Source organism: Nocardioides sp., from assembly GCF_044226765.1.
Classification (GTDB): Bacteria; Actinomycetota; Actinomycetes; order Propionibacteriales; family Nocardioidaceae; genus Nocardioides.
Map to the genome: position 1 here is coordinate 352,185 of NZ_JBGAGJ010000004.1, position 25,508 is coordinate 377,692.

Consider the following 25,508-nt stretch of genomic DNA (forward strand, 5'->3'; position numbering starts at 1 on the left):
TAGATGGGTGGGGCGCGCGCATGGCGGACCGACCACTGCCGTCGGCCCCATCTGCCGCCGGTGAGTCATGCTTCGACCACGCGAAGCCAGCCGTAAGGGTCGCCGGCAGCTCCTCGTTGCATGGCAGCGAGATCCTGACGAAGCACGGTCACGGTCGGCCCGATCTCACTCGTGCCCACCGGAACTCTCTGACCTCCGCTGACCAGCGTTCCGACCGGCGCCAAGCCTGCGCCCGTTCCCGACAGCCATGCTTCGGCTCTGCTGCGTCGCGCTCGCGCCAACAGCTCGGCTGTCGGCAGGTGACGCTCGTCGACCGTGAACCCACGCGCTCGCGCCAGGCAGATGACGGTGTCTCGGGTGACCCCATGCAGGAAGGCCGGGGTCGGGCTCGGGGTCACGACCGTGCTGCCGTCGAAGTAGAAGAAGTTCGACGCGCCCGTCTCCTCGACGATGCCATTCGGGCAGAACAGCACCTGGTCCGCGGCCACCGCCTTGCGCGCCTCGAGAGTGGATCGCAGTGCCAGCGCATAGTTGGCGCCGGCCTTCACCATGCCGAAGTGAGGGACGGTCCGCGGGACTTCGGTCTCCACCAGCAGGGTGAGCGGCCGCAGTCCGCCACTGAAGTAGTCCCCGACTGGACTCGTCAGCACGTACAGAACCGCCTCAACGCTGGGTCGAGACGCGGCACCGATGTCGACCATGGTGCCGAGTAGCGTCGGTCTCACGTACAGCGAGGCGGGAGCAACGCGGACGTCTTCGCTATTGGCCGCTACGGCGAGGTCGATCAGCTCGGTCACGAGCGTGACGGGCGGCGGAGGTAGGAGCATCGAGGCCGCCGATTCCTTGAGCCGTCGGGCGTGGTCGAGCGGACGGAAGAGCCGGATACGACCGTCGACACCCCGATGTGCCTTCAGACCCTCGAAACAGGCACTGCCGTAGTGGAGTGCGTGTGCGCCCGGATGCAGAGACAGAGACCGCGAGGACACCACTTCCGGATTCGTCCAGAACTCACCGTCGAACCGAGCGATCGACATGTTGTCGGAGATGGCCGTTCCAAACATCAGGTTCCCTGTTCGCCACGGCTCGCCGGCGTCAACGTTGCGAGTTCACCGCTGAGCGCCGGCCACACGAGGGGATCGTGACCGGGCACGAGGCGGTAGCCGGTCTCCTGAGCGATCTGCTTCAAGCGACGGATCGGCGCCACCGTCTCGTCGGCGGTGACGTCGATGAACGATCCGATTGGCCGCTCGTGGTCGATGTTCTCGGTCAGGTCGGCCGCATCGAACGCGAACACGTATCCGCCCTGACCGCCTGCAAGGTCGACGACGAAGCTCTGATGACCCGGCGTGTGTCCGGGAGTCGCGACGGCTCGAACACCCGGAGCGATCTCGGCATCCCCATCTATCAATACCCAGTCGATCCGTGGGTCGTCGAAGTCCACGCGAAAGACCCCGTCCGCCTCAGCACGCGGGTCGTTCAGACCGAAGTCGAGCTCCTTTCGTTGAATGTGGACGGGCACGTCCGCACCGAACAGCTTCAGTCCTCCGGCGTGATCGGAGTGAAGATGACTCAGAGCGATTGCCGTGATGTCTGGCACCGCGAGGCCAGCCCCCTGGAGTGCCTCGACGAGCGGTTCTCCTTCCTCGGCAACCACCGGCAGGTAGTCCGCATCCGGGTAGAAGCGCTCGCGCAGGTACGGGTCTCGAACCAGCGCTGTGTTGAACCCTGTGTCGAGCAGGATCCATCCGGCATCGGTCTCCAGGAGAATCCCAGGAGTCGGCTCACGAAGTCGCTCCCGCGGATCGGCACCGAAGACCGAGTAGCTCTTGGGCAGATCTTCCCAGCCGAGGGTGAGCAGCACGATCCTGTTGACGGCCATTCGTGTCCTCCTTGTGGGCGAACGGAGCCAGGCAGCACGGTCCACTCGTGCCGGGTCACCATCGTGATTGCCCGGCCTGTCGTCTCCCTGTCATTCCGCCCCTCGGCACGTTCGCCTGGACGAGTCGGGGCCTACTCAACGCAATCAGTCGACAGACCCGGCGACGAACCCGCTCACAGAACGGGCGTTCGGCGCTCAGACGTTCCGCCGGTACTGTCCCCCGACCTCGAAGAAGGCCTCGGTGATCTGACCGAGCGTGCACACGCGTGCCGCGTCCATGAGGGCCGCGAACAGATTCTCTTCCGACCTTGCCACGCGCTTGAGGTTGTCCAGGGCAACGCGCGCCTCCTCCTCGTGGGTTGCACGGAACGTGCGTGTCTTGTCGAGCTGCGCGCGCTTCTCCGTCTCGGTTGCCCTGGCCAGCGGAAGGCTCACCGTTGGTGCTGCTTCATCCTCAGGTCGACGGAAGGTGTTGACCCCGATGATCGGGAGCGTTCCGTCGTGCTTCTTGTGCTCATAGAGCATCGACTCGTCCTGGATCCGCCCCCGCTGGTAACCGGTCTCCATCGCTCCCAGCACACCGCCACGCTCAGTGATGCGATCGAACTCCGCGAGCACTGCCTCTTCGACCAGATCCGTGAGCTGCTCGATGATGAAGGAACCCTGGAGCGGATTCTCGTTCATGGCGAGTCCCCACTCCCGGTTGATGATGAGCTGGATCGCTAGTGCTCGCCTGACCGAGTCCTCCGAAGGGGTGGTGACCGCCTCGTCATACGCATTGGTGTGGAGGCTGTTCGCATTGTCGTAGATCGCAATGAGTGCCTGCAGGGTCGTGCGGATGTCGTTGAAGTCCATCTCCTGCGCGTGGAGTGACCGACCAGAGGTCTGGACGTGGTACTTCAGCTTCTGCGACCGCTCGTTCGCTCCGTACCTGTCACGCATTGCGATCGCCCAGATCCGCCTCGCAACCCGTCCGATCACCGAGTACTCCGGGTCCATGCCGTTCGAGAAGAAGAAGGACAGGTTCGGCGCGAAGTCGTCGATGTCCATGCCACGGGCGAGGTAGGCCTCGACATAGGTGAACCCGTTGGCCAGGGTGAATGCCAGCTGACTGATGGGGTTGGCCCCCGCCTCGGCGATGTGGTACCCGGAGATCGACACAGAGTAGAAGTTCCGGACGCCGCGCTCGATGAACCACTCCTGCACATCGGCCATGCACCGCAACGAGAACTCGGTCGAGAACAAGCACGTGTTCTGTCCCTGATCTTCCTTCAGGATGTCGGCCTGGACAGTCCCTCGGACCGCTTTCAGTGCCTCGTCAGGCGTGGCCCCTCGTTCGTGGGCTTGGTCGATCACGGCATTGAGGAAGAAGGCGAGAATCGTCGGAGCGGGCCCATTGATCGTCATCGATACTGAGGTCGTCGGCGCGAGCAGGTCGAAACCCTCGTAGAGCTCCTTCATGTCTTCCAAAGTCGCGACACTCACTCCGGAGGTCCCGATCTTGCCGTAGACATCGGGGCGTTCGTCCGGATCGCGCCCGTAAAGCGTCACTGAGTCGAAGGCGGTTGACAGCCGGGTCGCCGACTGCCCCGCAGACAGAAGCTTGAATCGACGATTGGTCCGCGCAGGGTCGCCCTCGCCGGCGAACATCCGGGCAGGATCTTCGTCCTCCCGCCTGAACGGGAACACGCCGGCGGTGAATGGGAAGAACCCAGGCAAGTTCTCGCGTCGCCAGAAGCGCACCAGCTCCCCATGATCCGTGAAGCGTGGCAATGCCACCCGAGGCACTTGGGTCCCCGCCAACGACTCACGACCGGGCATGGAGACGTAATGCTCGACTCGAGCTTGCCACCCTGCGATTTCGTCCATCAGATGGTCGGGCATCTCGGCGCGAGTGCGAGCGAGCAGCGCCGGCACGTCACCGGCTACCAGGTCGTTCGAGGGATCGAGGAGCTCCTCAGCAAGAGCCTGCAGCGCCTGATGACGACGTGCGGTCCGTGCCAGGCGTTCGGTTTCTCGATGGTAGGTGCGAACTGCAGCGCCGACCTCAGCCAGGTAGCGTGTCCGCTCAGCGGGAACCACACTCTGGATTCGAGTCGAGTAATTCGTCTCGACTGGATCGAGACGGCTGCCGGACGACGCGAGACCTTGCCCCTGCAGCGTGGCCCGCAGTCGCTGGTACAACGCTGTGACACCGTCATCGTCAAACGTCGCTGCCGAGGTGCCGAACACGGGCATGCCTGAAGCACCGGCCCCGAATGCTTCGCGGTTCCGAACGAGTTGCCGAGTGACGTGGCGGAGAGCGTCCATCCCGCCTCGTCGCTCGAACTTGTTGATCGCGACGATGTCGGCGTGGTCGAGCATGTCGATCTTCTCGAGCTGTGACGCGGCACCGAACTCGGGCGTCATCACGTAGATGGAGGTGTCGACGAACTCCAGGACCCCGGCATCACCCTGTCCGATGCCCGGCGTCTCGACGACAACCAAGTCGAAGGAAGCCGCCTTCACCACGGCAAGTACCTCCTCGAGGGTGTCTGGGACCTCATGCGCCCCACGGGTCGCCAGCGACCTGAAGTAGATCGATGGGTCGTCAAGAGTGTTCATCCTGATTCGGTCGCCCAGGAGTGCGCCACCGCCCCTGCGCCTGCTCGGATCAATGGCCAGCACCGCGATGCGAAGCCCTTCTCCCCGATCCATCAGGAACCTGCGAAGCAGCTCGTCTGTCAGGGAGGACTTGCCAGATCCTCCGGTTCCAGTGATGCCGAGGATCACCGGGCCGGTACTCGCCGCCCGCAGATCATCCAGGACATCGGTCGGTAGGCGCCCTGACTGTGCTGCCGTGATCGCCCGCGCCAGCGCCGACCGATCTCCGGACACCACGCGTTCTGCGGAGGGTGCGATGACCTCACACGGGTTGAAGTCGCAGGCCTCGACAATCTGGTTGACCATCCCTGGAAGGCCCAACCGTTGCCCGTCCTCGGGCGAGAAGATCCGGACGTCACTTCTTCGCAGCCGGTCGACTTCCGACGGAACGATGACGCCCCCTCCGCCGCCGAAGATCTTGATGTGTTCAGCTCGCCGTTCACGGAGCAGGGAGACCAAGTACTCGAAGTACTCGACATGACCGCCCTGGTATGAAGAAGCCGCTACACCCTGAACATCTTCGTCGACGGCGGCTCCCACGACCTCGTCCACCGAGCGGTTGTGTCCCAGATGGATCACTTCGCAGCCCTGGTTCTGCAGGATCCGGCGCATGATGTTGATCGACGCATCGTGACCGTCGAACAGGCTCGACGCGGTCACGATTCGAACGGCGTTACGTGGTGCGTGCAGCATTGACAGGGCTCCTGCAAGGCGGTTACTTGGACATCCAACTATCAGATACTAGGACGTCCAGGTATTCTTCCGTCACGCGTTCACGGAGTGGTCATGTCGCCGAGATGGCCACGGAGCGACCCCAGGAGCCGAGTCATCGTGCGGACATCCTCCAGCGGAAGGCCAGGACGCGAAAACACATCCTCATTCAGTGCCCGCGTCGCGACCTCGGCAACGTGCCGACCACTTCCTGTGATTGACGCCAGGACGACACGACGATCGGTTGTTCGCCGAAGTCGCTCGACATGACCTTGGCGCTCCAGTCGTGCGACGACACTCGTGACGCTGGTCGGATGCACTTGGAGCAGCGATCCCAGCCTCGTCATCGCCACCCGACCCGTCGAGGTGAAGGCCAGGAGCCGTAGGAGTTCATAGCGCGCGAAGCTGAGCTCATAGGGACGCAGGGTCCTCTCGATGCGCTCGGTCATCAGCTGGTTCACCCGCGACAGCGAGGTGACCAGAGCCATTCCGTCGGCGGCGTCTTCCCAGCCATGCTCACGCCACAACTCGTATGCGACGGCAATGGGGTCTCGGCGACCCACGTCAGTCGCGGGCTCCCCCGGCCGGGCCCTACTGGCATCGTCGTCCTGCGTCGGCGTCATGACGGCAGCCTGTCACCGCGGTGGCAACGTGGCACGCAACTAGCACATCACGCGGCACGCGTCACCGGCGCGGTGTCGCGGCAGCACCGGCACAGATCCAACATCTGGACCACATGACTGACTAGTACTTGGACGTCCTAGTATTTGCCGTCCCGCTTCTCGGTCCCAACGCGGGAGGTCGAGCCCAGCTGGGGTGGCATCAATGTTCTGCTTGTCCGAGGAGCACGTGGCGGTGCGTGAGGCCGTGCGTGCGGTGTGTGATGCGAAGGTGGCGCCGTTCGCGGCCGATGTCGACGAGCATGCGCGGTATCCCGAGGAGGCGGCGGCGGCGCTGTTGGCGGCGGACTTCCATGCCCCGCACGTGCCGGAGGAGTACGGCGGTGCGGGGGCGGACGCGCTGGCGACGGTGATCGTGATCGAGGAGGTCGCCCGCGCCTGCGCGTCGTCCTCGCTGATCCCGGCGGTGAACAAGCTGGGGTCGTTGCCGGTGCAGCTGGCCGGGTCGGAGGACCTGAAGAAGCACTACCTGGGCAGGCTCGCGGCCGGTGAGGGTGGGTTCTCCTACTGCCTGTCCGAACCGGACGCGGGGTCGGACGCGGTCGGGATGAAGACCCGCGCGGTCCGCGACGGCGACACGTGGGTGCTCAACGGGGTGAAGCGGTGGATCACCAACGCGGGCGTGAGCGAGTTCTACACCGTGATGGCGGTGACCGACCCCGACCAGCGGTCCAAGGGGATCAGCGCGTTCGTGGTGGAGAGGTCCGACGAGGGCGTGTCGTTCGGTGCGCCGGAGAAGAAGCTGGGCATCAAGGGCTCCCCGACCCGCGAGGTGTACCTGGACAACGTCCGTATCCCGGCGGACCGGATGATCGGCGCGGAGGGCACCGGGTTCGAGACCGCGATGCGGACCCTGGACCACACGAGGGTGACGATCGCGGCGCAAGCGGTCGGGATCGCCCAGGGGGCACTGGACTACGCGCTGGGCTACGCCCAGGAGCGCCGACAGTTCGGCAAGCCGATCAGCGACTTCCAGGGGCTGCAGTTCCTCCTGGCCGACATGGGCATGAAGGTCGAGGCCGCCCGCCAGATGACCTACGCCGCGGCCGGGAAGTCCGAGCGCGGCGACGCCGACCTGACGTTCTTCGGGGCGGCCGCCAAGTGCTTCGCCTCCGATGTGGCGATGCAGGTCACCACCGACGCGGTCCAGGTTCTCGGCGGCTACGGCTACACCCGCGACTACCCCGTCGAGCGGATGATGCGCGACGCCAAGATCACCCAGATCTACGAGGGCACCAACCAGGTCCAACGCATCGTCATCGCCCGCCAGCTGGCGAGGTCGCCGCGGAGACCTCGCGACGTCTGCCCGGCCGTGTCATGAGCGGCCGCTCGCCATCCTCGGGTCCGAGCAATCGTGGACGGAGCAGGCGGAAGTGGCCAACCTTCTTGGTCACAGCGCAGCACTGTGCTCCATCGAGGGGGCCAACAGACGTGGAGTGGCGCCCCTTCGGCGAGTGGCACGCCCGCCAGGTCGGGAGCCTCCAAACCGCATGCGGACGGTCGGCGGTGGCTTGGCGCTTCTTCTGGTCTCTCGACTTCCAGGACGCAGGCGATCAAGGTTGCGCCGAGTGTGCTCGGGTGGTCACGGCCGAGTTGACCCAGCGGCGTGCCCGCAAGCGCTCGCGATAGGCGCCTTCGGATCTAGGCGAAGGGATCTGGTGCATCCGCCACGAGCCGGCTGGCATTGTGCGTGATCGGCTCGCCGTGACCTACGCCGGCGATCGATGCCCCGGTTCCGGCGATGGCGGCAACGGATCGCCGAACTTCGTCCCGATCCGTGTTGAACACGCCGCGGATGACAGATCCATGGAGCTCGGCGACCGCGTCACCCGTCAGGACGGCGTCCAGCTCGGGCAGGTGCAGGCCGATGCTGCCGGGAGTGTGACCCGGGAGATGGAGGACTTCAGCGCCACCGGCTATCGGCAGCAGGTCGCCGCCCGCGACCTCAAGATCCACGCGGACAGCTGGCGCTCGCGGCGGCGCGTCAGGCTCTGGATGGATCTGGCGCTCGGCCTCCGTGAACTGTGGGCGGACCCCGGGAAGGTCTCCGCGCACGACCGCGGCCTCGTCAGCGCCGGAGACGATGAGGGTGTTCGGCCAGGTCGCGATCTCAGCCGCCGCACCCGAGTGGTCTTCGTGGAAGTGGCTGAGGACGACGTACCGCACGTCATCCCTTCGCCGACCCAGGTGCCGGAGCGCCGCCTCGATCGTGCGTGCGCTTCCCGGCCAACCCGTGTCGAACAGCGCGACATCCTCCGGTCCGCGCCAGACGTAGCTGTTCAGGAGGTGGGCGCCGTCTCCAGGGATTCGGAGTCGGAAGAGGTCGGGAGCGATCTCGAGCAGCTGCGGCAGGCCGTCTGACATGCGTGGACGGTAGACCGAGAAGCTGCATCGACCCGCAGGTTTCCGCTCTCGAGAGAATTTCTCGCCGAGATGTCCTCGACCGGTCGGGGACCGCTTCGAGCTCTCGAATCGCAGCGTCTAGCAGCTCGCCAAGTCCTACCCCAAGGGCTCTGCAGATTGCCGCGATCACCTCCGAGGACGACTCGCTCACGCCTCGCTCGATCGCCGAGAGGTGGGCAACAGACACGCCCGCAGCGTGAGCCACCTCCGCGAGGGTCATCCCCGCTCGCGTCCGGGCAGCGCGAAGACAGCGACCTATCGCCGTTTTGAGCAACACCTTTGAATACCACCGGTCTCTCTCGACGCTTCCCAGGCAACTACCGAGGGGTCATCCGCAGTCCGCCATCCAGACGGATGACCTCCCCGTTGACGTACTCGTTCCTGACGAGGAACAGCACCAGGTCGGCGAACTCGCTCGGCCGACCGACGCGCTTGGGAAATGGGACGCCTCCAGCCAGGCGTCCCTTGAAGAACTCGGACACCGACGCGAGCATCGGTGTGTCAACGATGCCGGGAGCAATGGCATTGACACGAATGCCGTGGTCGGCAAGGTCTCGGGCGGCCGGCAGGGTCATGCCAGCGACTCCAGCCTTCGACGCGCTGTAGGCGACTTGGCCTACCTGTCCCTCGAACGCCGCGACGGAGGCGGTGTTCACGACAACGCCACGTTCGGAGGACGGCATCGGATCGAGCTGCGCCATTCTCTGGGCCGCGAGGGTCATCACGGAGAAGGTGCCGACGAGGTTGACCTGAAGAGCTGCCTCGAACGCATCGATCGCGTGCGGACCGGTTCGATCGATGAGGCGTCGCGACAACGCGACGCCAGCGCAGTTGACGACGACCCGAAGCGGACCCGCTTCGCACGCACGGTCGAGCGCTTGGACGACCTCGGACGACCGGGTGACGTCGCAGGAGACGAGCGTGACGCCCTCGGCGTCCTCCCCCATCGACGCGGCGTCGCTGTCGAGGCCGAAGACTCGGGCCCCTTCAGCGGCCAGAGCGGCGGCCGTGGCGGCACCGAGCCCTGACCCAGCACCGGTGACAACAGCGACTGATTCTCGTACGATCACGACACACCTCTTGCTATCATTATTTTACGTAGTCATCATAATATGAGAGGAAGGCTATGCATCCGCGTGACGCCTACCGAGGCATGCTGACGATCCGGCGGTTCGAGGAGAGGGTGCTCGAGCTCTCGGCGGCCGGTGAGATCGCTGGTTCCGTGCACCCCTGCCTGGGGCAGGAAGCGATTCCCGTGGGCGCAGTGGCCGGACTCCAGCCGGAGGATCGCATCGTCTCGACCTACCGCGGACATGGCTGGGCCCTTGCGCGTGGTTCGTCGATGACAGAGGTCTTGGGCGAGATCCTCCAGCGCGCCGGCGGCACGAACGGCGGACGTGCCGGTTCCGCTCTCCTCAGCGATCCCGCGAACGGACTTCTGGGGGAGAACTCGATCGTCGGGGGAGGCGTCCCGATCGCGGTGGGCGCAGCGCTTGCCGCGGACCGTCTGGGCACCGGCCGCGTGGTGCTGGCGTCCATCGGCGACGGGGCGATGAACCAGGGCGCCACAACCGAGGCGATGGTCATGGCAGCCGCCTACTCGCTGCCCGTCATCTTCGTCGTCGAGCACAACGGCTGGGCGGAGATGACGCCGTCCGACTCGCTGGTGCGCGAACCGCGTCTCAGCGCGCGCGGGGAGGCGCTCGGGATCGAGAGCCACGTGGTGGACGGCTGCGATCCGTTCGCAGTTCGAGATGCTGTCGCATCGGCGGCCGACAGGTGTCGAGAAGGAGCGGGCCCGGTCCTTCTCGAGTGCAAGACCATCCGGCTGAAGGGGCACTACAACCGCGACATCGAGCACTACCGACCCGTCGACGACCGGCGCGCGGCAGAGGCCGCCGAACCCCTCGCTCGCCTCCGCGAGACTTCGACCATCGATGTGCAGACGCTCGCCGCCATCGATGCCGAGGTCACGGCACAGGTCGACGAAGCGACGGCCGAGGCACGAGCCATGCCGAGTCCTCACCCCTCGACAGCAACAGACCATCTCTACGGACCACCGGTCCCGGTGCCGGCACCAGCCGGCGGTCCTGCCCGCGAGATGACCTACCAACGAGCTCTCAACCTCGCTCTGAGGACCGAGCTCGCTGAGCGCCCTGAGCTCGTGGTCTTCGGTGAGGACGTCGGCTTCGCCGGCGGCATCTTCGGGGTGACCCGCGGTCTCCAGAAGGAGTACGGGCCATCCCGGGTCTTCGACACCCCCATCGCTGAGGCAGGCATCCTCGGTGCTGCCGTTGGCGCCTCCATGGAGGGCATGCGACCCGTCGCGGAGATCATGTGGGCGGACTTCATGTACGTCGCTCTCGATCAGATCGTGAACCAGGCGGCGAACGTCCGCTACGTCAACCGGTCGAAGCTCACCGCGCCGCTGACCGTTCGGATGCAACAAGGAGTGACCCCCGGGTCCTGCGCCCAGCACTCCCAGAGCGTGGAGGGCGTCCTTGCTCATGTCCCCGGCCTGAAGGTCGGGCTGCCTTCCACGCCGCAGGATGCGTACGCGATGCTCCGCGCGGCGATCGCCGACCCCGACCCAGTGATCGTGATCGAGCATCGCGCGCTGTACCAGGACGTTGGAGCTGTCGATCCGTCCCAAGCGCTCGAGAGGGCAGAAGGTGCCCGAATGGTCCGCTCCGGCGGTGACCTGGTCATCCTCACCTGGGGCCGAATGGTCCACGACGCACTCGATGCAGCGACGCAACTCGAGGCACGAGGTGTCGAGGCGGCGGTCCTGGACCTGCGCTGGCTCCGCCCGCTCGACACGGCCACGGTAGAGGCCGCCGTTCGCGCCTCGAGCGGACGAGCACTCATCGTCCATGAGGCGCACACGTTCGGCGGGTTCGGGGCGGAGCTCGCTGCCTGGATGTCGGGCGCACTCGCCGGCGAGCTGTCTCGACCGGTCCAGCGGCTGGGCGCCGCCCCGTCGAGAATTCCTTCCGCCCCGAGCCTGCAGCAGGCGATCATCCCGACCGCGACCGAGATCTTCCAGGCAGCACTGACCGGATTGGGTCGAGGCGACTGACATCCAGATCACTCCGGAGATGCCGCGCGCTCGTCAGTCTTGTTCCTGTCCACATCACCAGGTTGCGAAGCCTCCGTGTCGAACCCTGGAGCCAGGAGGCCCAGGGCCGGCAGCCACTCGACCAGGGTCCACGCCGCGACGATGCCCTCGGTGACGAACGGGTCGGCCTCGATGACGACTCGAGCGTCGTCCCAGCTCTCAGCGAGGAGGACGAGGATCGCTCCTGGGGGCTGGCCGTCGGCCAGACGACCGGCCACCAGGAGTGAACCAGTGTCAGTCAACCTCCTGAGGTAATGGACGTGTCGGTCCCGCACGTTCAACCGCCGCCAGTCATCCGTGATGTACACGTAGGTCAGCACAAACGTCTTCATCGGTCATCCACCGTCTTCATGGGCCTTCGGTGTGCGGTCGGGGTCTGCCAACCGAAGCCACGCTCGTAGGTGGCCGCCAGGCTCAGCAGCCGGGCATCATCGAACATCCGGCCGATGAACATCCCGCCCGCCGGGAGCCTGCGGCCCGACACCTCGACGATGCCGACCGGGACGCTCAGCGCCGGATGACCGGTCAGGTTGAAGGGCTCGGTGTGGCGAAGCATGGTCCAGCCACGTCGGACCAGTCCTGAGACGGACGGCACCGATGGGACGACGAACGCCGGGTGCGGTGTCGTGGGCAGGAAGAGCACGTCGACCTCGTTCAATGCCCGGTCGTAGGCCGCGGCCAGCTGCCGTCTGGCTCTGCGCACGGCATTGAGGACCCTCGAGCGATCACTGCCGAGCCTCACGCCGGCGATCCACGCGGCCTTGACCTGAGGCGACACGGACGCACCGTCCTGCTTGATGGAGCGAATCAGCTCACGTGAGAATCGCGGTCCGGCCGGACCGATGACGCGGTGGTCGAGCAGGTCCGCGATGCCGAGCGCATTGAGCCAGCCGGATGCGTCCTCGACCTTGAGGTGCTCGGGCACCTCTACGATGCGGAGCCTTGCCCCGAGCATCTCGAGCCGGGCAGCAGCCTCGTGGATGCCGCGGGCGACCGGTTCTTCGCACTCGGTGCCCATCGCCTCCCTCAAGAGCGCGATCCGGGTGCCCCTCAGTCGGACAGGGGCGTGTTCGACCGCCGCCCGGTACGTGTGACCCGGCGCCGGATTGGACACGGTCCGGCCCGCCGAGGTGTCCGAGGTGAGAGCGTCCATCATGCTCGCGAGCTGCTCGGCCGTTCGGGCGAGCGGACCGACATGATCCAAGACGCTGTGGATGCCGGCGTTCCCGCGGTAGGGGACGATGCCGTGGGTCGGCTTCATCCCGAGAACTCCGCACCAGGAGGCGGGCACCCGGACCGAACCTCCTTGGTCTGTCCCGAGCGCCGCGTCGATCTGAGGCAGGTAGAGCCCGGCCGCTGCCCCGGAGGACGACCCACCAGCAGTCCTCGTGGGGTCAAAGGGATTGGTGGTGACCCAATAGCCGCTGGTCTCCCCGCTGGCGGCCATGCCGAGTGCGTCCATGTTGGTGACGGCAGCTATGCGTGCGCCAGCCGAGCGAAGGCGGTGGACGACGACGCTGTCGGCGGCCGGAACGTGGGTCTGGAGCTCGCGGAGCCCGCAGCTCATGGCCACCCCGCCGACGGCTATCGAATCCTTGACTGAGATCGTCCACCCGCTGAGCGGACCGTCACCCAGAGGGCCGACGTCACACCACCTCAGGACTGAGCCTGTTGGGTCTGCGCGACGCCGAGCCCGCGGTGGCGTGATGCTCGGTCCCGGCGCTTCAAGGGGCTCGACCGGCCCCGGTGTCGAATCGCCATCGCCGCCCACGATGTCTCGGGCAAGGGTGAGGACCGTACGCCTCTCCTCCGCGGTCATCGCGATCGGGCGGCGATCTGCGATGTCCGCGAGCTCCTTCATCGTCACTGCAGCTGGAGCAGGCGCTCGCCCCAGCCCAGGTCGTGACGTGCCTGCATCCGGAAGTCGAGACGAACGGCGGAGAACTTCCACTGGCCGTCGACGCGACGGTAACGATCACTGTAGACCGCCATCAGCCACATGGGGTGGAGTCCGCCGTCGACCTCCATGGTGGCCGCCTCGAGCATGTGCCAGGTGCCGGCCGCGGTGTCGAGATCCTCCCCGATGGTGATCGAGTCTCCGATCATGAAGTGGACGGCGAAGCCGACCTCTTCATTGATCGAGACGAAGAAGCGACGGATCTCGTCGAGACCTCGAAACACACCGAAGGTCTCCCCTCCGTCCCAGGTAGCGTCGTCAGTGAACATCTGGAGGATCTCGTCCGTCGGATACCCCGAGTCGCACAACCGGCCGTACCGAAGCTTGAGGGCCCGAATCTCCTCGACAGCCTCGAGCTTGGCCAAGCGTCGCGTCAGCCCGGCAAGGTCTTGGATCGGATGCTCTGTCGTCATGCCATCACCCCACAGTCGAGGACTCGCGCTGCGCCTCCAGCGCTTCGCGTAACGACGAGAAGCTGGCGGTCAGACGCCGAACCTGATCTGCCACACCTGGCTGGCTGTCGAGGCCCTCGACAGCCAGGCAGAATTCCCGGTCACCGACAACATCTCGAAGACGTGTGACCAGGTCGGTGACCGGGGTGACGCCTTCGAACGGATAGCGGAAGCGGACCGCATAGCCGTCTCGGTGGTAGCCGGTATCGGCCCAGATCGACTCCAGAACGAAGTCTTTGACGTGCCCCGCTCGCGAGAGCGGCCCGAGACGCTCGATCGCTCGCCTCGGCTCGTCCCACACGTTGTAGATGTTGGTCAGGTCCAGGAAGTGGCCGACATGTTCCGACAGGCATCGCTGGTAGAGCGAGAGCAGCTCGTCACAGGTGAAGTCCGAGGCGTTCTCGAGCAGCAGCGTGACCCCCAGCTGCACGGCGGTGTCCTCAGCGCCCGTGAGGACCCCGACCAGGTGATCGAGCTCGGCTCTGATCTCCTCGGGCTTGCCGGCAAGCTCCGGTCGGTAGACCCCGCTGTAGAGCATGAGGCTGTCGCTCCCGGCTTCAGCCGCGGTGTGTAGCCACTCGCAGACGTGTCTCACTACCTCTGCCGTATCCCCGTTCCAGTACCTGCGACCGATCGGTCGGCCCGTGGCCCGCAGGAAGAGCCCGTGCGCCCGGGCCGCGTCGGCCGCTGCCTCAGCACCGCCAGCCACTGCGGTCAGGTAGTCCACTCCGGCCTGGACGAACTCGCCTCCCGCGGCCGCGGCTTCTTCGAGGATGCCGACCAGGTCGATCTCCCGGCTCGCGACTCGCGCGTGCCAGGAGATCGCTTCGACTCCGAGCTTGATCATGCTTGTCCTCCTGAGAGGTCGAAGGTGGCGCCAGTGGACAGCTGAAACTGCTCACGGGCGAGAAAGGCGACGAGGTCGGCGACCTCGTCGGGTCGTCCGGGCCGTCCGACGGGCACCTGGGCGACGAGGTAGTCCACCAGCTCCGGTGGGACCTCGGGCCCGGTGCCCATCGGAGAGTCGATGACGGTAGGAGCGACGGCGTGCACGCGGATCCCAGTCGTGGCGAGATGCTTGCCGAGCGCTCGGACCAGCGTCATCACGGCGGCCTTGCTCGCCGAGTACGCGATCTCGTGGGGGTTGCCGTCGGACCCCGCGACCGAGGCCAGGGCGATGATGCGTCCGTAGTCACGACGCCTCATGCCCGGTAGCACGCTACGGATCGTGAAGAACGTCCCGTCGGTGTTGGTCGCGAACATGGTGCGCCAGCCCTCGTCCGTGAGGTCGGTGATCTCCAGCGGTTCGTCGGCCGTCCCGGCGGCGCACACGACGATGTCGACCCGGCCGAAGTCGGACTCGATCTGCTGGACCGCCGAGTCCACCTCGCCGGACCGCGTCACGTCGGCGGGGTACACACGGACGTCAGCGGAGCGCAGGGCCCCACGTACCTCGTCGAGCCCGGTCCGGTCGCGTGCCAGGAGAGCGACCTGGGCACCTCCAGCGAGCAGTCGCCGGGCACACGCCGATCCCAGTGCACCGGATCCCCCGGTGATGAGGGCGACCCGTCCCTCGAAGTCCTTGCTCACTGCTCCTCACCCCCGTGGGCGTTCGACGTTGGCGCGGCGGCCACGCCCGGCTCAACGAGGAGGACGCCGTCCTGCACTTGCCAGTCGAGCCGTGCTCGGTCGCCGGCCCGGAAGTCTGAGGTCCGCCCGGAGGTCTCCCGGACCAGCCCGGCCGAGCCGTCGGGGAGCCTGACGACGACCTTGCGGCTCGAACCGAGGTAGACGCAATCGAGGACGTCGACAACGATGTGGTTGCCGCCCGGCTGGGGGTCGGCGTCGATGCTGGACAGGACCAGGCGCTCCGGGCGGACCATGACAGAGACGGATTGCTCGCTTGACAGCGTCCCCCGCACGCGGACCTCACCGCCGGCTGTCCTGACGCTGCAGGTCCCCGCTGCGACCTGGCCACCCACGCCGTCGACGATCGTGGACTCCCCGATGAAGCGCGCGACGAACGGGGTCTGTGGACGTTCGTAGAGGTCGTCGGCCGTGCCCACCTGGTGCAGGCGGCCGCGGTCGAAGACGGCGATCCGGTCGGAGAGCGCCAGTGCCTCTTCCTGGTCGTGGGTCACGAAGACGACCGTGCTTCCCACGGACCGGTGGATCCGTCGGATCTCGAACTGCATCTCCTCCCGGAGAGCGCGGTCGAGCGCACCCAAGGGTTCGTCCATCAGCAGAACGCGCGGATCGAAGGCGATCGCCCGGGCCAAGGCGACGCGCTGCTGCTGTCCGCCGGAGAGCTCTGTCGGCCGTCGGTTCTCCATGCCGGACAGCCGCACCGTCTCGAAGGCTGCAGCGACCAGCTCGGCACGTTGAGCGCGTGGGACCCTCCGCTGTCGAAGGCCGAAGGCAACGTTCTCGGCGGCCGACATGTGGGGGAAAAGGGCGTAGTTCTGGAACACGATGCCGAGGTCGCGGCGGTGAGGGGGAACGGAGTCGACCTCGCGTGAGTCGATCCTGACGTGCCCGGAGTCCTGCCGCGCGAACCCGGCGAGCAGGTTGAGCGTCGTGGTCTTCCCCGAACCAGACGGACCGAGAAGGGTGATGAACTCTCCGGGCTCCACCTCGAGCGACACGTCGTCAACGGCCAGGTGGTGGTGGAACCTCTTGGTGAGACGGACCAAGGAGATGGCGGCGCCACCCCCACTTGTCGCGATCATGCTTCCTCCGAAGTGTGGGTGCGACCACGTCGACCGGTGACAAGGCCTGCCGCGACCAGCACAGTGGTCGTGAGCGCGAGGATGAGGGTCGCAGCGGCAGCGACAGTCGGCTCGGTGTCGCGGGTCATGCTGGCGAACATCTGGACGGGCAAGGTCTCGAGGAACGGCGACTTGATGAAGAGCGCGACCACCACCTCGTCGAACGAGGCCATGAACGCGAACAGGGCGCCCGAGGCGATGCCGGGTGCGATCAGGGGCAGCGTCACCCGGCGCGCCGTCTCGAAGGGTCCCGCGCCGAGGCTTGCCGCCGCGCGCTCGAGCTGAGGATCCAGGTTGCGTAGGCTCGCGCCGACCGTGACGATGACGAACGGGAGCCCGATCGTGGCGTGCGCGGTGACGAAGCCGATCGTGGTGCCCAAGAGGCCGAGCTCGAGGACGAGTGCGTAGACACCGATCGCCACGATGATCCCGGGCACCACCAAGGGCAGCAGCAGGAGCGCCCGGACCGCTCCGGCGGCCTTGCGACGATGCCACCGGTGCAGAGCCAGGGCAGCGCTGGTGCCCACCACCGTGGCGACCGCGGCAGACAAGAGGGCGATCCTGACGGACGCGAAGGTCGCATCCATCCACCCGGACTCGGGATCGAAGAATCGCCGGTACCACTCCAGGGACCAACCCTGGGGCGGGAACTGGAAGGATCGACGGTCGGTCAGGGAGAGCGGCACCACGATGAGCGTCGGCAGCGTGAGCCACACGCCCACCAGACCGCCGAACACGTACAGCGACACGCGTCCGTACCTACGTGCCATACCGGTCACCCCGCAGTCTCGAGACGAGTCGTCTGACCAGGGCGACCGACCCGAAGACGAGGATCGTCGCAGCCAGGAGGAAGACGGCGAGCGCGCCGCCGCGGCCGAAGTAGAGGAGTCCGCTCACCTGTTGGTAGATCGTCTGGGCGATCAAAGACTGGGAGGGCGAACCGAGCAGTGCCGGCACCACGTAGAAGCCCAGGCTGAGGATGAAGACCAGGGCGCTGCCCGCCCACACTCCTGGCGCTGACAGTGGGGCGAAGACCCTCCAGAAGGCGACCGTCGGCCTGGCTCCGAGACTCTCGGCAGCCAGCATGAGTTGCGGGTCGATGGTGCGCATCGCCGTGTAGATCGGAATCACCATGAAGGGAAGGAGCAGCTGCGACATTCCCATCAGGACCGCGGCCTGAGTGCCGAGAAGCCGTTCTCCGACGCCGATTGGTGAGAGAGCCGTGGACACGATGCCCCCTGGCTGCAGCAGAACGACCCAGGCGAAGATGCGCACGAGCGCGCTCGTCCAGAACGGTAGGAGCACCACGAGCATCAGCACCGACCGCGTGCGGCGTCCCGCAACCGTCATCAGGTACGCGTACGGGAACCCCAGCGCCAGGCAGATGAGTGTCACCCATCCCGCCGTGATGAAGGTCCGCAGGAGGATCCTGGCGTAGACCGTGTTGTCCAGGAACCACGCATAGGCGTTGGTCCCGCCGTCCCGGTCGACGACGGAGCGGTAGACCCCGAGAGCCAACGGGTAGACGAGCACCAGGAAGACGAGCGCCAGGGCGGGAACGACACCCCACGGCAGCCGCCCCGGTCGGTCCGGGGTGGCGAGGCGCCTGCGACGCCTCGCCACCCCGGGACCAGTCGTTCCAGGACTACCCATTCGCCCAGGACGTCCAGCGGTCGGTCAGCTCGTCCAAGTGCTCGACCCAGTAGTCCAAGTCGAGGTACTGCTGGTCGCTGAACGGCGCCTTGTCGACCTGGAACGCAGCTGCGTTCTCCGAAAGCTCCGGCTCTGCGTTCTTGTTGACACCCGGGTAGGTGATCTTCTCGGTGATGCTCGCCTGCTGCTCAGCGCCGATGTAGTAGTTGATGAGCGCGTTGGCGACGTCGGCGTTCTCGGAGCCCTTCGGGATCACGAGGTAGTCGTACGTCAGGAACGGTTGCTCGTGGGCGACGGCCCACGGTGCGCCAGCCTCGACCGCACCGTAGACCCGGCCCGACCACACGAGGCCCATGTCGATCTGCCCCGACTCCATCATCTGCTGGACGGTCGCACCTCCGTCCCAGAAGACGATGTCGTCCTTGATCGTGTCGAGCTTGGCGAAGGCTCGGTCCACGTCGAGCGGGTACAGATCCTCGGGAGCGACCCCGTCTGCCAGCAGGGCGACCTCGAGCGCGACCGAAGGATTGCCGATGTAGATACCGCGCTTGCCAGGGAACTTCTCCGTGTCGAAGAAGTCGGCCCACCCCGAGGGCGCCTCGTCGGCGTAGACCTCCTCGTTGTAGGCGAGCACGTTCCCAGTGGCGATCACTGGGACGCCGCACTCGGTCGGCTCGGCGCCGGGCATCATCTCGGAGGTGTCGACGACGCTGTAGTCGATCTTCTCCAGAAGAGTCCCGCAGTTCGCTACTGCCCAGTTGTCAGCGATGTCCACGACGTCCCAGTTCACGACTCCGGCGTCAACCTGCGCCTTGATCTTGGCGCCGTCCGTCGGGCCGTCCTGGACGATCTCGGCGCCCGACGTCTCGACGAAGCCGTCGAGTGCGGCCACCTGGGCATCCTGAATCTCACCCCCCCAGGAGACGAAGGTGACCGTGCGACCGTCGAAGATCCCCTCGGCGACCGTCCCCGCCTTCGCCGGGCCTGCGGACGTGGCCGTCGACGACGGCTTCGCGTCTTCCTCATCCCCAGCACATCCCGAGAGTGGCAGTACAGCCAGTGCTGCGGCTCCAGCAGCCAGCCGGACCCAATTGCTCCGAACTCTAGACACCGCAATCTCCTTCATCTCCAGTGTGATACCGATCACCGCCGCGAGGGCGGACAATCAACAGCCAGTCGGCGACGAGACCGGGTCGGTCCTGGCCGTCGATCGCGATCTGGCACCCGAGTCGGACGACCAGGCCATCGGGCCTGCGGCTGACCTGGCGGACCTGCAGCTCGAGCCGCAACCGCTGACCGACCCGCACAGGAGAGACGAATCGGACCCGGTCGAGGCCGTAGTTCATCGTGTAGGTCGACTCGCGGTCGAACCGCATCACCTGGTTCCAGAGTGCATCGAGGAGCCCCAGCGTGAGGAAGCCCTCCACGACGTCGTTGCCGAACTCAGGCGGAGGGGGATCGGGGTACACCTGGTCCAGCCAGGTCGCGGCCGCGAAGGCATCCCGGTCGCGGTCGTCGAGCTCGAACCATGGTCCGGAGAACGTACGACCCTCGAGCGCGGCGATCTCGTCGAGACCAAGCGACACCAGCCCCGCGGCGTCGTACGTGAAGTCGCTCATCGACTCGCCCCTGCGTCGCGGTCCCAGGCCCCCGCAGACTGGTGCCGACCATCGACAGTGAGGTCGGACTTCCTGATGCGGTGGCTGGGGGTGCGTGGGAACTCGGCAGACCTCAGCCTGACGAACCGGGGCACCTTGTACGCAGCGAGGAGCCCGGCGCTGAACTCGACGAGGTCCGCCTCGCTTACCCGAGCTTCCGGGCGAAGCTGCACGTACGCCATCACCTCCTCGCCTCGCAGCGCGTCGTGGACGGGCACGACGGCGGCGTCCACGACATCGGGGTGCATGCGGAGGACCGACTCCACCTCGAACGGAGCGATGTTCTCGCCACCGCGGCGGATGATCTCCTTGATGCGCCCTAAGAAGTAGTGGACGCCGTGCTCGTCGCGCGAGACCCGGTCTCCGGTGCGAAGCCAACCGTCGTCCGTGATCGCCTCCGCGGTGGCATCCGGACGCCCGAGGTACTCCCGCATGATGTGAGGAGCCCGCACCTGGACCTCCCCCTGGCCGGGTCCCCCGACGACGCGCCCGCGCTCGACGAGTCGGACCTCGACCTCGGGCATCGGGATCCCGATGGCGCCGGTGCCCGTGTAGTCGTCGGCGAGGTGGGCCGGCATCCCGATCGTCAGGCCTGACTCGGCCTGTCCGTAGAGCTCGATCCAAGGAAACCCGAAGCGCTCGACGAGCTCCGCATGGCGGCGGACGGGGACACCGATCTGGAGCGCCATCCGGACCGAGTGATCGCGCTCGTCGGGCGTCGGGGGGGAGGTGAGGAGGAGACTCGGGATGGCACCGATCCCCAGCAGGATCGTCGCCTCCGTGTCACGGACGGTCGCCCAGAAGCGGCTCACGCTGAACCTCCGCATGGACACCATGCGTGTGTCGGCCCGGAGCGCCGTCAGGAAGAGCCAGATCGCATCGCCATAGAAGAACTGCAGCGGGTTGAACAGACGGTCGTCGGCAGCCGGTCGGTAGAGCCGACACATCAGGTCGACGTAACGGAGAATGCCTGCCTCACTGTTCACGCAGCCCTTCGGGGCACCCGTCGTGCCCGAGGTGTAGTAGATCGTGGCCGGCGCGTCGGCATCCCACTCACGAAGGGCAGCCCGAACGCCTTCACCTGACCGGAAGCCAGAGAGGCCGCAGGGCTCGGGCCGGGAGGCGTCCACGACCAGGACTTCCTCCAGCTCCGGGCACGCGGCGCGCACTTCGCCGATCACCGCCACCGCGGCGTCGTCCGCGACCACGAGTCGCGCTCCCGAGTCAGCCAGAACATGCTTCGCGTCGTGGCGACCGACCGAGGGGTTCATCTGGACGACAACCCCACCCGCTGCGAGCGTCCCGAGCCAGGCCACGAAGAACTCGGCGCGGTTGCCGACTGCCACCGCTACCCGGTCTCCGGGCACGATCCGGCCCGCGAGATGGTCTGCGAACTCCCGGACCGACTCCGCGAGCTGGGCGCGGGTCACCTGGACCCCGTCCTCGAAGTGGAGCACCACGGCTTGTGGGCGTTGGCGAGCGCGCTCGTCGACCAGGTCTGCGATCGAGCGCAGAGGCGTACCGGACCAGATGGGTCCCGGTTCACGCCACGCGTGATGCGTCACCTGGTCGCCGCCAACGGTCGGTCCGGCCACGTTCACCTCCTCGCATCGTTTTGTTCGCACTGTTATACAACACCTGTTATGTAACGGCAAGTACCCTACGATTGCCTTCACCAGCAGACCGAACGGGAGGACCTGATGCCTCGCTACGTCGACCACGACGGCAGAAGGCGCGAGATCGTGCGTGCGACGGTGACCGTGTTGGCAAACAAGGGCCTCGCCGGTCTGACCATCCGCGCGGTTGCCGAGCAGCTCGGCGGTTCGGTCACCCTGGTGACGCACTACTACCGGTCCCGGGACGAGCTGATCAACGACCTCGCCGTGCAGCTGACAGCCGGCTGGAGCGAGACGGTCGCCGACCTGGACGCGGGAAGCTCGGATCCTGCCGCGCGGATGCGGGCACTCCTCGTGTGGGCGCTGCCCGCGACGGAGGACCAGATGCTGATCGAGCGTGCCCGACTCCAGCTGCTGGCGGCTCGTGACGAGTTCCCGGCTGCGGGCGATGTGTTCGCGGCGTGGGACGACTACATGCGGGGGTTGTTCCGCGAGCACCTCGAGGAGCTGGTGCCCGGTCCGCGCATCGAACCTACGGTCGACGTGCTGCGGGCGGTCGTCACCGGCATCACGTTCGAGGCGTATCAGCACGGCTGGCCCGTGGAACGCCAGCACCGGGTGCTGTCCGATGTTCTCGACGACCTGGGGATCGTGTCCGTCGATGCTTCGTGAAGCCGGTCTCAGCCGTCCAAGCACCGCCGCAGAAACGCCAGACTGGCTTCCAGCCGAGGCTTCATCACGGGCGAACGGGGATCGGTGTCGAGACCCTCGATGGCCAGGTGGAACGTACGCCCGGCCAGGCTGCGCCGGAGCGCATGGATCGCTCCCCGCACATCGGAGGCTCCTTCTCCAGGCAGCTTGAAGCGCAATGACACACCCAACCGGTGGTAGCGGTCATCGGTGTAGATCGACTCGAGCGCGAAGTCCTTGACGTGTCCTGCACTGGAGGTGGGTGCGAGCCGCTCGACCGCTTGGATCGGGTCCTCGAGCACGTTGTAGGGGTTGGTCAGATCGAGGAACGTGCCGACGGAGCCTTCCGGCAACGAGTGCACAAGTTCCAGCAGCTCGCGGCTCTTGAAGTCAGACGCATTCTCGACCTCGACCCTGACACCCAGGTCCGAGGCCACGCCGGTCGCTCGCCCTAGGACGGACCGAAGAAAGGTGGTCTCGTCCACCATGCGTTCGGGAGTCGCGAGCAGGTCGGGTCGGTAGACGCCTGAGTACACCATGAGGGATCCGCTGCCGAGCTGATACGCGAGGGCGAGGTCGGCCTCGAGCCCTGCGACCGCGGCAGCAATGTCACCGCGATGGTTGTCGCTGCCGATCGGTGAACCGGTCAGCCTGATCACCAGGGACCTGTCCTCGCACCGAGCGCGGACGTCGCGAGCCAGCGGCGATCGTGCGTGGGCAAGCGTCGCGGTGTTCATCTGGAGATGTGCAGCGCCGAGGTCTGCCGCCTCGTCGATGACGTCCTCCAGACTCATGCGCCCTGAGGCGAGGGCAGCGCGCCAGCACACAGCATCCAGTCCAAGGTGGATCATTGTTCGACATTATCATGTTTTTATAGTTCCATCATCATGTTGACATCACTGGGACCAGTCGACCACACTCGCGCCTCATGAGTGTCGTCACCCTCGACCGTCACGCGCGCACCGCCGTCGTCACCATCAGCCGACCCGAGGTGCGCAACGCCATCGACCCGTCGGTGGTAGCGGCTCTGACCGACGCGTTCGAGCGAATCCATGAGGCGGACGTGGACGCCGTCGTCCTCGCGGGCGAGGGCGCCGCGTTCTGTTCCGGCGCCGACCTGAATGCTGTCGCGGCGATGGACGCGGAGGGCCTCCGACGATACCTCCGGTCGATCCAACGCCTGGCCGATGTCGTGCGGTCGTGCCCGCTCCCCACGATTGCGGCCGTCCACGGCGCCGCCGTAGGGGGCGGGATGGAGCTGGCGGTCAACTGCGACGTCCGGCTGGCGTCGACCGATGCCTGGTTCCTCTGCCCTGAGGTCGACCACGGACTGCTCATGACCAACGGCGCCTCCCAGCTCCTGCAGCGACTCGTCGGGGACGGTTGGGCGCGAGAAATGCTGCTGTTCGGCACCCGTGTCGACGCTTCGACCGCCCTTCGTGTCGGTCTGGTCAGTCGGGTCGTCTCTCCCGAGGAACTCCTCCCACGGGCACTCAGCATGGCTGGCCGCGTGGCACATGCAGTGGCGCCCGCCGTAGCGGCCACCAAGCGTCTGTTGAACCGCGACCCGGAGGACTGGTCGGCCACGCTCTCAGCCGAGCTGAGCGAGCTGATCGACCTGGCGAGCCGCCTGTCGTATCGCGATATCCATGTCCCGTCCGCCCCCACGGCATGATGCCGGTGCAGCCACGCCTGACAGGGCTGTCGATCGCTGCTGCCCTCCGGTTCCGCGCCGCGGTCGACCCAACGCGTCCTCTGATTCGCACCAGGGAGGGCGACTACTCACTGGGGTACGTCGACCACGAGGCTGACGTCCTGTCGGCGGGACTCAGCGTGGATCGGCAGGGTGCGTCGCAGATCGTCGCAGGTCTCCTACCGAACGGGATGGAGATCATCACGCTCCTCTTCGCCGCGTGCCGCGCTGGTCGGACATTCGCGCCGATCAACACCAGCTTTCGCGGTGCCGGCCTGGCTCATGCCATCAACCTCACCCGCGCGGACACGCTAATCGTGCACTCGACCCTCCTGAGCTCCCTCGAGCCAGTTCTGGCCGATCTGATCCACGTCAGGAAGATCTACGTCAGCGGCCAGGTCGATCCAGGTCTCCCGGACTCGATGTGGGAGCGACCTGACGACGAGGGCATCCGGTGGGGGGCGTTCGACGACCTGCGGTCCATCGGACAGACCGACACCGACCGGCCCGGCGACGCGGACCATCCAGCGATGCTTCTCTTCACCTCCGGGACGACTGGTCGATCGAAGGCCTGCCAGATCTCGCACCGCTACCTGCTCCGGCACGCGGAGGTCTTCGCCGAGCAGCTCGGACTGCGCGAGGACGACGTCCTCTACTGCCCCTTCCCGCTCTTCCACGTGGACGCTGTCGTGCTGACCTTGATGCCCGCACTCGCGACCGGAGCCGTGGCTGCCATCGGTGAGCGGTTCTCGGTCACTCGGTTCTGGGAAGAGGTCCGGACCTTCGGCGCCACGGTCTTCAACTTCATGGGTGCGACGCTGACCATGTTGAACAACCAGCCTCCGACGGGGCTGGACCGGGCACACGAGGTCCGCCTGGCCTGGGGGGTGCCGATGCCGTCGTTCGCAGACGAGTTCGAGAAGCGTTTCGGTCTCCGTCTGGTCGAGGTCTATGGCTCAACCGATGCCGGCGTCGTGCTGTACCCACCGAGCGAGCCGGTTGCAGGCAGCTGCGGGCGCCCTGTCGGCACCTTCGAGGTCGACGTCCATCGCGACGACGGGACGTGCGCCTCGCCTGGTGAGATCGGTGAACTGGTGTTGCGTCCCCTCGAACCATCGCTGCTGGCGGACTGCTACTACGGCGACCCCGAGGCAACCCTGGCATCGCGGAAGGACCTCTGGTTCCACACCGGGGACCTGGTGCACCGCGACCGAGACGGCAACGTCTTCTTCGAAGGCCGGCGCAGCGACGTGATCCGGCGCCGCGGCGAGAACATCTCCGTGGTCGAGGTCGAAGACGTCCTCAGCTCGCATCCCGCGGTGGCCGAGGCTGCCGTGATCGGAGTGCCCAGCGAGTACACCGAAGAGGAGGTGAAGGCAGTGGTCGTTCTCCACCCAGGCTCGGATGTCACGGAGGCGGAGTTGTGGTCTTACTGCCATGGACGGATGGCGCGGTACATGGTGCCTCGTTTCGTGGAGCTCACAACCTCCCTACCGAGAACCCCCACTGAGAAGCTGGAAAGGCACCTCCTGACGGCGCGCGGCGTCACCACGACCACGTGGGATGCAGACGCGCACCGTTGAGCAC

Annotated in this window: 23 protein-coding genes and 1 pseudogene; 5 read left to right on the plus strand and 19 right to left on the minus strand. The window is 66.5% G+C overall.

Annotation, left to right across the window (positions count from 1 at the left end; all coding sequences use genetic code 11):
- Positions 1-65: 65 nt before the first annotated feature.
- The 4 genes from ilvE to ACILRH_RS11775 form a co-directional block, all read right to left on the minus strand.
- Positions 66-1,061 carry a branched-chain-amino-acid transaminase gene (gene ilvE / locus ACILRH_RS11760; protein ID WP_395693471.1) on the minus strand — a complete coding sequence of 332 codons (996 nt, stop codon included), beginning with the start codon at positions 1,059-1,061 and terminating at the stop codon, positions 66-68.
- Positions 1,061-1,879 carry an N-acyl homoserine lactonase family protein gene (locus ACILRH_RS11765; RefSeq protein WP_395693473.1) on the minus strand — a complete coding sequence of 273 codons (819 nt, stop codon included), beginning with the start codon at positions 1,877-1,879 and terminating at the stop codon, positions 1,061-1,063. The genes ilvE and ACILRH_RS11765 overlap by 1 nt, the downstream gene beginning before the upstream one ends.
- Positions 1,880-2,074: 195 nt before the next feature.
- Positions 2,075-5,215 (minus strand): fused isobutyryl-CoA mutase/GTPase IcmF, encoded by a 3,141-nt coding sequence (gene icmF / locus ACILRH_RS11770; RefSeq protein ID WP_395693475.1) that lies wholly within the window; start codon positions 5,213-5,215, stop codon positions 2,075-2,077.
- Between the two features lie 80 nt (positions 5,216-5,295).
- Positions 5,296-5,856, minus strand: coding sequence for a MarR family winged helix-turn-helix transcriptional regulator (locus ACILRH_RS11775; protein WP_395693477.1), 561 nt, complete (start codon positions 5,854-5,856; stop codon positions 5,296-5,298).
- Positions 5,857-6,058: 202 nt separating this feature from the next.
- Here ACILRH_RS11775 and ACILRH_RS11780 point away from each other — a divergent pair, with 202 nt between their 5' ends.
- Positions 6,059-7,234, plus strand: coding sequence for an acyl-CoA dehydrogenase family protein (locus ACILRH_RS11780; RefSeq protein ID WP_395693479.1), 1,176 nt, complete (start codon positions 6,059-6,061; stop codon positions 7,232-7,234).
- Positions 7,235-7,554: 320 nt separating this feature from the next.
- On the opposite strand, the gene ACILRH_RS11785 is transcribed toward ACILRH_RS11780, so the two are convergent.
- From ACILRH_RS11785 to ACILRH_RS11795, 3 genes and pseudogenes are all read right to left on the minus strand, one after another.
- Positions 7,555-8,277 (minus strand): MBL fold metallo-hydrolase, encoded by a 723-nt coding sequence (locus ACILRH_RS11785; protein WP_395693481.1) that lies wholly within the window; start codon positions 8,275-8,277, stop codon positions 7,555-7,557.
- Positions 8,278-8,401: 124 nt separating this feature from the next.
- Positions 8,402-8,593: pseudogene (locus ACILRH_RS11790) on the minus strand (helix-turn-helix domain-containing protein); the annotation flags it as partial.
- A 40-nt stretch (positions 8,594-8,633) separates the two neighbouring features.
- Complete coding sequence (locus ACILRH_RS11795) at positions 8,634-9,386, minus strand: SDR family NAD(P)-dependent oxidoreductase (RefSeq protein ID WP_395693483.1); 753 nt, start codon at positions 9,384-9,386, stop codon at positions 8,634-8,636.
- Between the two features lie 83 nt (positions 9,387-9,469).
- On the opposite strand from ACILRH_RS11795, the gene ACILRH_RS11800 reads away from it, so the two are divergent.
- The gene (locus tag ACILRH_RS11800) at positions 9,470-11,395 is read left to right on the plus strand and encodes a thiamine pyrophosphate-dependent enzyme (RefSeq protein WP_395693485.1); all 1,926 of its coding nucleotides are present in this window, start codon (positions 9,470-9,472) and stop codon (positions 11,393-11,395) included.
- A gap of 8 nt (positions 11,396-11,403) precedes the next feature.
- Here ACILRH_RS11800 and ACILRH_RS11805 read toward each other — a convergent pair whose 3' ends face one another.
- The 11 genes from ACILRH_RS11805 to ACILRH_RS11855 all read right to left on the minus strand — a co-directional run bounded on the left by ACILRH_RS11805 (position 11,404) and on the right by ACILRH_RS11855 (position 21,517).
- Positions 11,404-11,766, minus strand: coding sequence for a YciI family protein (locus tag ACILRH_RS11805; RefSeq protein ID WP_395693486.1), 363 nt, complete (start codon positions 11,764-11,766; stop codon positions 11,404-11,406).
- Complete coding sequence (locus tag ACILRH_RS11810; protein WP_395693488.1) at positions 11,763-13,295, minus strand: amidase; 1,533 nt, start codon at positions 13,293-13,295, stop codon at positions 11,763-11,765. The genes ACILRH_RS11805 and ACILRH_RS11810 overlap by 4 nt, the downstream gene beginning before the upstream one ends.
- A 2-nt stretch (positions 13,296-13,297) precedes the next feature.
- The gene (locus ACILRH_RS11815; protein ID WP_395693490.1) at positions 13,298-13,804 is read right to left on the minus strand and encodes a nuclear transport factor 2 family protein; all 507 of its coding nucleotides are present in this window, start codon (positions 13,802-13,804) and stop codon (positions 13,298-13,300) included.
- A 4-nt stretch (positions 13,805-13,808) separates the two neighbouring features.
- On the minus strand, positions 13,809-14,690 hold the full coding sequence (locus ACILRH_RS11820) for a sugar phosphate isomerase/epimerase family protein (protein WP_395693492.1): 882 nt from the start codon (positions 14,688-14,690) through the stop codon (positions 13,809-13,811).
- Complete coding sequence (locus tag ACILRH_RS11825) at positions 14,687-15,433, minus strand: SDR family NAD(P)-dependent oxidoreductase (RefSeq protein WP_395693493.1); 747 nt, start codon at positions 15,431-15,433, stop codon at positions 14,687-14,689. Before ACILRH_RS11825 ends, ACILRH_RS11820 begins: the two co-directional genes overlap by 4 nt.
- A complete protein-coding gene (locus ACILRH_RS11830; protein ID WP_395693495.1) occupies positions 15,430-16,572 on the minus strand; it encodes an ABC transporter ATP-binding protein in 1,143 nt (380 codons plus the stop codon). Before ACILRH_RS11830 ends, ACILRH_RS11825 begins: the two co-directional genes overlap by 4 nt.
- Positions 16,569-17,360: an ABC transporter permease gene (locus tag ACILRH_RS11835; protein WP_395693496.1), complete on the minus strand. Its 792-nt coding sequence runs from the start codon at positions 17,358-17,360 to the stop codon at positions 16,569-16,571. The genes ACILRH_RS11830 and ACILRH_RS11835 overlap by 4 nt, the downstream gene beginning before the upstream one ends.
- 10 nt (positions 17,361-17,370) lie before the next feature.
- On the minus strand, positions 17,371-18,144 hold the full coding sequence (locus ACILRH_RS11840) for an ABC transporter permease (RefSeq protein ID WP_395693498.1): 774 nt from the start codon (positions 18,142-18,144) through the stop codon (positions 17,371-17,373).
- Positions 18,145-18,256: 112 nt separating this feature from the next.
- A complete protein-coding gene (locus tag ACILRH_RS11845; protein WP_395693500.1) occupies positions 18,257-19,390 on the minus strand; it encodes an ABC transporter substrate-binding protein in 1,134 nt (377 codons plus the stop codon).
- Positions 19,368-19,883 (minus strand): MaoC/PaaZ C-terminal domain-containing protein, encoded by a 516-nt coding sequence (locus ACILRH_RS11850; protein WP_395693502.1) that lies wholly within the window; start codon positions 19,881-19,883, stop codon positions 19,368-19,370. Before ACILRH_RS11850 ends, ACILRH_RS11845 begins: the two co-directional genes overlap by 23 nt.
- Entirely contained in the window at positions 19,880-21,517 is a 1,638-nt protein-coding gene (locus tag ACILRH_RS11855) for a class I adenylate-forming enzyme family protein (protein WP_395693504.1), read from the minus strand. Before ACILRH_RS11855 ends, ACILRH_RS11850 begins: the two co-directional genes overlap by 4 nt.
- A gap of 105 nt (positions 21,518-21,622) precedes the next feature.
- Here ACILRH_RS11855 and ACILRH_RS11860 point away from each other — a divergent pair, with 105 nt between their 5' ends.
- Entirely contained in the window at positions 21,623-22,210 is a 588-nt protein-coding gene (locus tag ACILRH_RS11860) for a TetR/AcrR family transcriptional regulator (RefSeq protein ID WP_395693506.1), read from the plus strand.
- A gap of 8 nt (positions 22,211-22,218) precedes the next feature.
- Here ACILRH_RS11860 and ACILRH_RS11865 read toward each other — a convergent pair whose 3' ends face one another.
- Positions 22,219-23,022 carry a sugar phosphate isomerase/epimerase family protein gene (locus ACILRH_RS11865; RefSeq protein WP_395693507.1) on the minus strand — a complete coding sequence of 268 codons (804 nt, stop codon included), beginning with the start codon at positions 23,020-23,022 and terminating at the stop codon, positions 22,219-22,221.
- 134 nt (positions 23,023-23,156) lie between these two features.
- Between ACILRH_RS11865 and ACILRH_RS11870 the strand changes: the two genes are divergently transcribed.
- A complete protein-coding gene (locus ACILRH_RS11870) occupies positions 23,157-23,903 on the plus strand; it encodes an enoyl-CoA hydratase/isomerase family protein (protein ID WP_395693509.1) in 747 nt (248 codons plus the stop codon).
- 5 nt (positions 23,904-23,908) lie between these two features.
- Positions 23,909-25,504: an AMP-binding protein gene (locus ACILRH_RS11875; RefSeq protein WP_395693511.1), complete on the plus strand. Its 1,596-nt coding sequence runs from the start codon at positions 23,909-23,911 to the stop codon at positions 25,502-25,504.
- Positions 25,505-25,508: the final 4 nt, after the last annotated feature.

Excerpts from the sequence above, each read along its gene's own strand:
- ilvE (WP_395693471.1), bottom strand. The coding sequence starts at position 1,061 with ATGTTTGGAACGGCCATCTCCGACAACATGTCGATCGCTCGGTTCGAC.
- ACILRH_RS11765 (WP_395693473.1), bottom strand. The coding sequence starts at position 1,879 with ATGGCCGTCAACAGGATCGTGCTGCTCACCCTCGGCTGGGAAGATCTG.
- icmF (WP_395693475.1), bottom strand. The coding sequence starts at position 5,215 with ATGCTGCACGCACCACGTAACGCCGTTCGAATCGTGACCGCGTCGAGC.
- ACILRH_RS11775 (WP_395693477.1), bottom strand. The coding sequence starts at position 5,856 with ATGACGCCGACGCAGGACGACGATGCCAGTAGGGCCCGGCCGGGGGAG.
- ACILRH_RS11780 (WP_395693479.1), top strand. The coding sequence starts at position 6,059 with ATGTTCTGCTTGTCCGAGGAGCACGTGGCGGTGCGTGAGGCCGTGCGT.
- ACILRH_RS11785 (WP_395693481.1), bottom strand. The coding sequence starts at position 8,277 with ATGTCAGACGGCCTGCCGCAGCTGCTCGAGATCGCTCCCGACCTCTTC.
- ACILRH_RS11800 (WP_395693485.1), top strand. The coding sequence starts at position 9,470 with ATGCTGACGATCCGGCGGTTCGAGGAGAGGGTGCTCGAGCTCTCGGCG.
- ACILRH_RS11805 (WP_395693486.1), bottom strand. The coding sequence starts at position 11,766 with ATGAAGACGTTTGTGCTGACCTACGTGTACATCACGGATGACTGGCGG.
- ACILRH_RS11810 (WP_395693488.1), bottom strand. The coding sequence starts at position 13,295 with ATGAAGGAGCTCGCGGACATCGCAGATCGCCGCCCGATCGCGATGACC.
- ACILRH_RS11815 (WP_395693490.1), bottom strand. The coding sequence starts at position 13,804 with ATGACGACAGAGCATCCGATCCAAGACCTTGCCGGGCTGACGCGACGC.
- ACILRH_RS11820 (WP_395693492.1), bottom strand. The coding sequence starts at position 14,690 with ATGATCAAGCTCGGAGTCGAAGCGATCTCCTGGCACGCGCGAGTCGCG.
- ACILRH_RS11830 (WP_395693495.1), bottom strand. The coding sequence starts at position 16,572 with ATGATCGCGACAAGTGGGGGTGGCGCCGCCATCTCCTTGGTCCGTCTC.
- ACILRH_RS11845 (WP_395693500.1), bottom strand. The coding sequence starts at position 19,390 with ATGAAGGAGATTGCGGTGTCTAGAGTTCGGAGCAATTGGGTCCGGCTG.
- ACILRH_RS11850 (WP_395693502.1), bottom strand. The coding sequence starts at position 19,883 with ATGAGCGACTTCACGTACGACGCCGCGGGGCTGGTGTCGCTTGGTCTC.
- ACILRH_RS11860 (WP_395693506.1), top strand. The coding sequence starts at position 21,623 with ATGCCTCGCTACGTCGACCACGACGGCAGAAGGCGCGAGATCGTGCGT.
- ACILRH_RS11865 (WP_395693507.1), bottom strand. The coding sequence starts at position 23,022 with ATGAGTCTGGAGGACGTCATCGACGAGGCGGCAGACCTCGGCGCTGCA.
- ACILRH_RS11870 (WP_395693509.1), top strand. The coding sequence starts at position 23,157 with ATGAGTGTCGTCACCCTCGACCGTCACGCGCGCACCGCCGTCGTCACC.